Raw genomic sequence first — 5028 nt, 5'->3', positions numbered from 1 at the left:
CGGACGCGCCCGGCGGACAGGTAATCATCGAGGTGACACACTCGGGTGGCCGTGGCATGGCTTACAGCAATTCTTATGTAGCGATTCCGTCCGACCGGCGATTCCGCCTGAAAATAGACGAGACCAAGTGGCCAAAAATCCATGGTGCACTCAGTGCGCGCGTGCCGTCACCAAATAAGCATCCATATGCTTATCTCACGAAGGCCGGGCATTACCCCGTTCGGCTTGATCTTGATTTCGATGAATGGAATCCGGGCGGCGAAAGCGTGCCCTTGCGAATGGCCAAGCCGTTTGCCGGCGCGCTGCAAACGGGGTTCCACTTCCCGGTCCTCGACGGCACCGAAGTGGTCATCATGGCGCGCGATGGCGACCCGAACAAACTCTTCATCTCGCACTTTCACCACGACAGCATTCAGTCGGATTTGGTCCACAACCAGGATTGGTGGATGTCGCGCAACGTGATCCCTACGCAAAGCGACAACGAGGAAAGGAGCCCCGGCAACATTCTCGACGGCAAGCGGCAGGAGCGCGGTGAACCATTTGAACTGCGAACGTCCGCTTGCGGTTCGATCCGAAGCGGCAAAGGACTTTGCTTGTCCGCCGACGACCAGCTCAGGGCGATCGGCAAGCAACTGGATATGGAAGCTGCGCAAGAACTGATGAAGCAGGTCCTCCAGCAAAGCGAGGCATTGGCATCGGTAGTGAAGGCGGCGCAGGCGCTTACAGCGGACTGCGCGCGTCAGAAGGCGCTGCTTGACAACACGCTGAACCAGCTCAAGGGAGCAGGCATTCTTGTCAGCGCGTCCGCCGGTGGAGGTCTCGAGTCGGGGGGATAGTCGCAGCATCCTCACCACAATCCGTCCAGCCAGAGCCAAAGGCGAGGTTCGGACGGTAACGGTTTCGTGGTCGCCGACCGCCGAGCGAGCCAAAGCTGCGGCATCATCGCCAAACCTTCTAAGGTCTTGACGTCCGGATACGCTATCTGGACTGTCAAAACCCCTACCGCGAATTCACCCAGAACTCGTCATCGAGCGCTTCGAAGAAAAACGCTTCCAGCGCGTCTTCCGACAAATCATCGATGGTGATGCCGCGCAGGCGGCACAGCAGATGGAGGGTCTCGTCGGCGGCAAGCACGAGGTTGCGAAACGCGGTTGCGGTGGGATTGGTCATGTCCATGACCCGGATAACGGCCGCGCAGCACATAACTTGAGAAAAAACGCGGGCATTCAACCGGTCGACTGCATCATGCCTTCAGGCATCGACCGCCAGCGCATTGAGGAAGAACTCGCCGAGTTCGTCGTCGGTAAGCGCTTCGAGCGCAATGCCGCGCAGGCGGCAGATCAGTTCGAGCGTCTCGCCGGCTGCCCGGATGAGGTCACGGGAAGCATCGGATGTGAAGTTTAAAGGTTCCATGCCAATACTAACGGCGCGCCTGACGCGAACTTAAGCCGTCTACTCGCGCTCGACCGGAAACCTTCGGTCGAGCTCACGCTTCGCCCACATCAGCGCTTCATTTTCCGCAACATTGCTGGTCGGCGCCATCTCGCCCGTATTCTTCTTGAGCGGCAGCGCGCCCGCCTGCACGGACCAGTCCCAACGGTCCCCACGCTTTTCGACGAACACGTCGATGACATGTTCATTGTGCAAATATTGCATGGCTTCTCCCGTTGGCAGGCCGCGATCCTAGCATGCGACGGGCGCATCCACCCGTGCCGCGCTAGGCCGCATGCTCACTGCACCAGTCAATGGCCCAGGCCCGCGCGCAAGCAATGGCGTCGCTGTCGTTATCGAATGCGTCTATGTCGCCTGACTCGTGCCGTTCCGGATGCCCGTGGCCCTTGGCCGGAGCCTTCGTGATGTGCGCCTGGGCGTAGTAAAGGCCGTCCTGATCGTGCCGCGACCGGCAATCGATATGAAAGCCTTCGTAATCGAAACGCATGAGCGTATTCCTCGTGAAAAAGTAGTCAGTCGGTGCAAACCGCGCAAAACTCATTCCGCGCGCAATCCACAACTCGCTAAAATACGCCGACCTCGCCTGCTCAGGATAACGGCGGGATACGCTTTTCGACCCAAAGCCCAATCTAGTCAGTTACGGATTCCGCCATGAAATTGTTCGTCGCCGTCGCGCTCAGCATGTGTTTGTCGGTTGCTCACGCCTCGGCGGAAACCGATGCATGCGACGCCCATCGCCAGAGCCTGGAACGACAGATGGCCATTGCGCTCAACCGGGACGACACGGCGCAACTCGACTCGCTGCAAGCGGCGCTCGATAAAACCAACGCCGAATGCACGCCGGAGGCCATCGAGCAACGCAGGTCCGGCGCGCTCAAGCGCCACAATGACGCCATCGCGCAGGCCAGGAACACGCTGCGCGCGTGGGAGGGCGAATTGGCGCGGGCGGAAAAGAAAGGCACGGACCAGCTCAACATCAACGCGTGGCAACGCAAGGTGAACCGGGCGCGTGCGGATCTGGACCGCGCAATTGCGAGACCCATCCAGTAAGGAACCAGACAGGCCACGGCCCCAAGGGTTTGTACCGACCGGCGGACACCTAAAGTTTCAATGAATGCAGCCGTTGAGCACTGATGAACCTTATGACCAACATCAAGCCTCAGGGCGCATTTTCCGCAATGCTGGCGGATCAGGAGTTGTCGCACCTCGAGCTGGTGCTGCGGCGTTCACTCATCGACGACGCGCTGAGTCCGATTCTCCCGCCAGCCTACTGGCGGGAACGCCTGGCATTGGTGGCACGGGCATCGCACTTGTCGCATACGCAGATCCAGACCGTTCACCGGCTGTATCTACAGATCGATACGTACGAGGCGACCCACCGGACGATGCTCGAAGCGCCCGACGTGACGCCTGGTTCCGTCGAATAATCAGCCTTGCATGTGAATGCGGGCCACGCGATTGAAAGCGAGTAACCGGAGATGCCGGTTCGGACCTGCCGCTTTCAGCGCGCCATGAACCGCAAGATCGTATCGACGATCATCGCCCGATGGCGCACGCGCAATCGCGGACCGGCGGGATCGCGTCCGAACGCCATGGCGAACGTATGCCGGTTCGAGACGCGATAAAAACACAGCGAGCTGATCATCAGATGCAGATCGACGGGTTCGACATCGTCGCGAAACACCTTTGCCGCGATACCCCGGCCAATGAGATTGCTGATGGTCTTCACCACACTCGAATTGCGTGCCTTGAAGGCTTTCAGATGCTCGGCATGCGTGCCGCCGCTGATGTTTTCACCGGCGATGAGCTGGACGAAGTCACGTTGTGTATCGTGGAAATCGAATGTGAATTCGACGAGCCGGCACAGGCCTTCACGCGGCTCCATGGCTTCAAGACGCAACGCTTGTTCGAGCGCCCGGATCTTCCCGTACGCTTCGTCGATCACCGCTTCGTACAGCCCTTCCTTGCTGCCAAAGTAGTAGTACAGCATGCGCTTCGTGGTGCTCGTGCGCTCGGCAATGGCGTCGACGCGTGCTCCGCTCAAACCCATTGCGGCGAATTCGGCGGTCGCGATTTCAATGATGTTGCGTTTGGTTTGTTCCGGATCGTATTTCCGTTTCACTTCGTGCCGGTCAAGTACCGGTACGGACACCGAACGATTTTTGCGAGGCTCCGAGCGGAATTTCGAACGAACCGGCGCTGTTACTTTACTTGCTTTTTTCATCATCTACTTGTGCAGAGCGCCTCTAGGTAAAATGAGTTTAGCATGGGTTTTCAAGGGCCTTTCGCGCAAAATCCAATCTTGCGCTGCCTCTCGCGGGTCCATCGGCAAAGCTTGCCGGGTGCTCTTTGGCTATACTTCCCCACCCGCTCGCAGGTCTCGACGTGGCCCCCAATACAAGGATTTGCATGACTCTTCGACACGCCGTTACATGCGTAAATTTTGCGCTGATCGCATGCGTCGTTGCTTGCGGTCTCCCGCTCACCGCGCACGCGCAGAAGCAAACGGTGCAGCCTTCGACTGCGCAGGCGTTGCCCCCAGGCCATCCGGCCGTGCAGCAGCCGTCGCAGCAAAGCGTCGCGGCCGAGGGCGTGCGCACGAGCGCGAACATCGCGCGCGGTGCGGCAGATATCTGCCATATCGATGCGGTAAAAATCGCGCGCTTCAAAGCGGTTGCACGCAAAAGTTTCACCGATGCGCCCGATTTCGACGGCGAGTGGAACCTCGGTTACAAGGAGGCGCAATCGACCGTGGATCGTTTCGCGGCGCTCAAGACAAGCAACCCGCAAGAGTACGCGCAGAAGATCGGCGAGGCGTGCCCGGCGCTCACGCGCGGTATCGACGAATCGACGGCCGGTCAGTAGGCAATACGCGTGCTACGCCTGATCGGATGCGCCGTAGTGCGCGCGCTTTTCGAGGTACATGGCGGCATCGGCGCGTTGCATCATGGCTTCGAGCCGCTCGCCGTCCTGCGCGGTGGCGGCGCCCAACGCGAAACTTAGTGGCAGCCCTGAGTAGAACTGGTTGTTGACCTCGACCAGTTGCCGGATGCTCTCGATCACGGCCGCGCCGCCGCGTTCATCGACACCCGGTAAAAGCAGCACGAACTCGTCGCCGCCAATGCGTGCGGCGTGGCTCGGCTTTTCCACCGCCTTGCCCAGCACCTCGCCCGCGCGCCGCAGCAATGCGTCGCCGGCAGCGTGCCCGAGTTGATCGTTGACGGCCTTCAGCCCGTTGACATCGACCGCTACTGCCGTCACCGGGAACGGGCCCTTGCGTTCCAGCCGGTTCATTTCATCGATATAAAACGAGCGGTTTTTCAGCTTGGTCAGCGCGTCGTGCTTGCCGAGGAATTCGAGGTACGCCTCGGCTTTCTTGCGCGCGGTGATGTCGGTGAGTGCGACCAGCACGAGGTCCCAATTGGCTTCATGGCCTGGAAACACCGAAAACTGCAGATGCACGTTGAGCTGATGGCCTTCGAGCGAATAGTTGATGACTTCGCGCTGGTGAAACAGCCGGTTTTCCCACAGATCGACGAGCTGTTCCTGGAAATGGCCGACCATTTCGTCGCAGAA

10 protein-coding genes are annotated in these 5028 nt (G+C 59.7%); 4 read left to right on the top strand and 6 right to left on the bottom strand.

All coding sequences use genetic code 11. The features are described 5' to 3' along the window. On the top strand, positions 1–836 hold an 836-nt coding region (locus ACFFAR_RS24285; protein WP_174364433.1), incomplete at its 5' end, for a type VI secretion system Vgr family protein. Between the two features lie 163 nt (positions 837–999). Here the strand turns inward: ACFFAR_RS24285 and ACFFAR_RS24280 are convergent. The 4 genes from ACFFAR_RS24280 to ACFFAR_RS24265 all read right to left on the bottom strand — a co-directional run bounded on the left by ACFFAR_RS24280 (position 1000) and on the right by ACFFAR_RS24265 (position 1939). After that, positions 1000–1170: a hypothetical protein gene (locus ACFFAR_RS24280; protein ID WP_155524181.1), complete on the bottom strand. Its 171-nt coding sequence runs from the start codon at positions 1168–1170 to the stop codon at positions 1000–1002. 81 nt (positions 1171–1251) lie between these two features. Further along, entirely contained in the window at positions 1252–1413 is a 162-nt protein-coding gene (locus ACFFAR_RS24275; RefSeq protein WP_155524180.1) for a hypothetical protein, read from the bottom strand. A gap of 39 nt (positions 1414–1452) precedes the next feature. Further along, on the bottom strand, positions 1453–1656 hold the full coding sequence (locus ACFFAR_RS24270) for a hypothetical protein (protein WP_061998936.1): 204 nt from the start codon (positions 1654–1656) through the stop codon (positions 1453–1455). Between the two features lie 61 nt (positions 1657–1717). After that, positions 1718–1939 (bottom strand): hypothetical protein, encoded by a 222-nt coding sequence (locus tag ACFFAR_RS24265; protein ID WP_174364434.1) that lies wholly within the window; start codon positions 1937–1939, stop codon positions 1718–1720. A gap of 164 nt (positions 1940–2103) precedes the next feature. Here ACFFAR_RS24265 and ACFFAR_RS24260 point away from each other — a divergent pair, with 164 nt between their 5' ends. Next, positions 2104–2502, top strand: a complete 399-nt coding sequence (locus tag ACFFAR_RS24260) for a DUF1090 family protein (protein WP_075359570.1) — start codon at positions 2104–2106, stop codon at positions 2500–2502. Positions 2503–2585: 83 nt separating this feature from the next. After that, on the top strand, positions 2586–2879 hold the full coding sequence (locus ACFFAR_RS24255) for a hypothetical protein (RefSeq protein ID WP_174364435.1): 294 nt from the start codon (positions 2586–2588) through the stop codon (positions 2877–2879). 74 nt (positions 2880–2953) lie between these two features. Here the strand turns inward: ACFFAR_RS24255 and ACFFAR_RS24250 are convergent, their stop codons facing one another. Further along, a complete protein-coding gene (locus ACFFAR_RS24250) occupies positions 2954–3676 on the bottom strand; it encodes a TetR family transcriptional regulator (RefSeq protein ID WP_174364437.1) in 723 nt (240 codons plus the stop codon). 284 nt (positions 3677–3960) lie between these two features. On the opposite strand from ACFFAR_RS24250, the gene ACFFAR_RS24245 reads away from it, so the two are divergent. Further along, the gene (locus ACFFAR_RS24245; RefSeq protein ID WP_375508602.1) at positions 3961–4317 is read left to right on the top strand and encodes a hypothetical protein; all 357 of its coding nucleotides are present in this window, start codon (positions 3961–3963) and stop codon (positions 4315–4317) included. A 12-nt stretch (positions 4318–4329) separates the two neighbouring features. Here the strand turns inward: ACFFAR_RS24245 and ACFFAR_RS24240 are convergent. Further along, positions 4330–5028: diguanylate cyclase domain-containing protein (locus tag ACFFAR_RS24240; RefSeq protein ID WP_174364436.1), on the bottom strand; the 699-nt coding region annotated here is incomplete at its 5' end.

Source organism: uncultured Caballeronia sp. (genome assembly GCF_964243625.1).
GTDB lineage: Bacteria > Pseudomonadota > Gammaproteobacteria > Burkholderiales > Burkholderiaceae > Caballeronia.
This window is presented reverse-complemented; position numbering and strand designations above follow the sequence as displayed.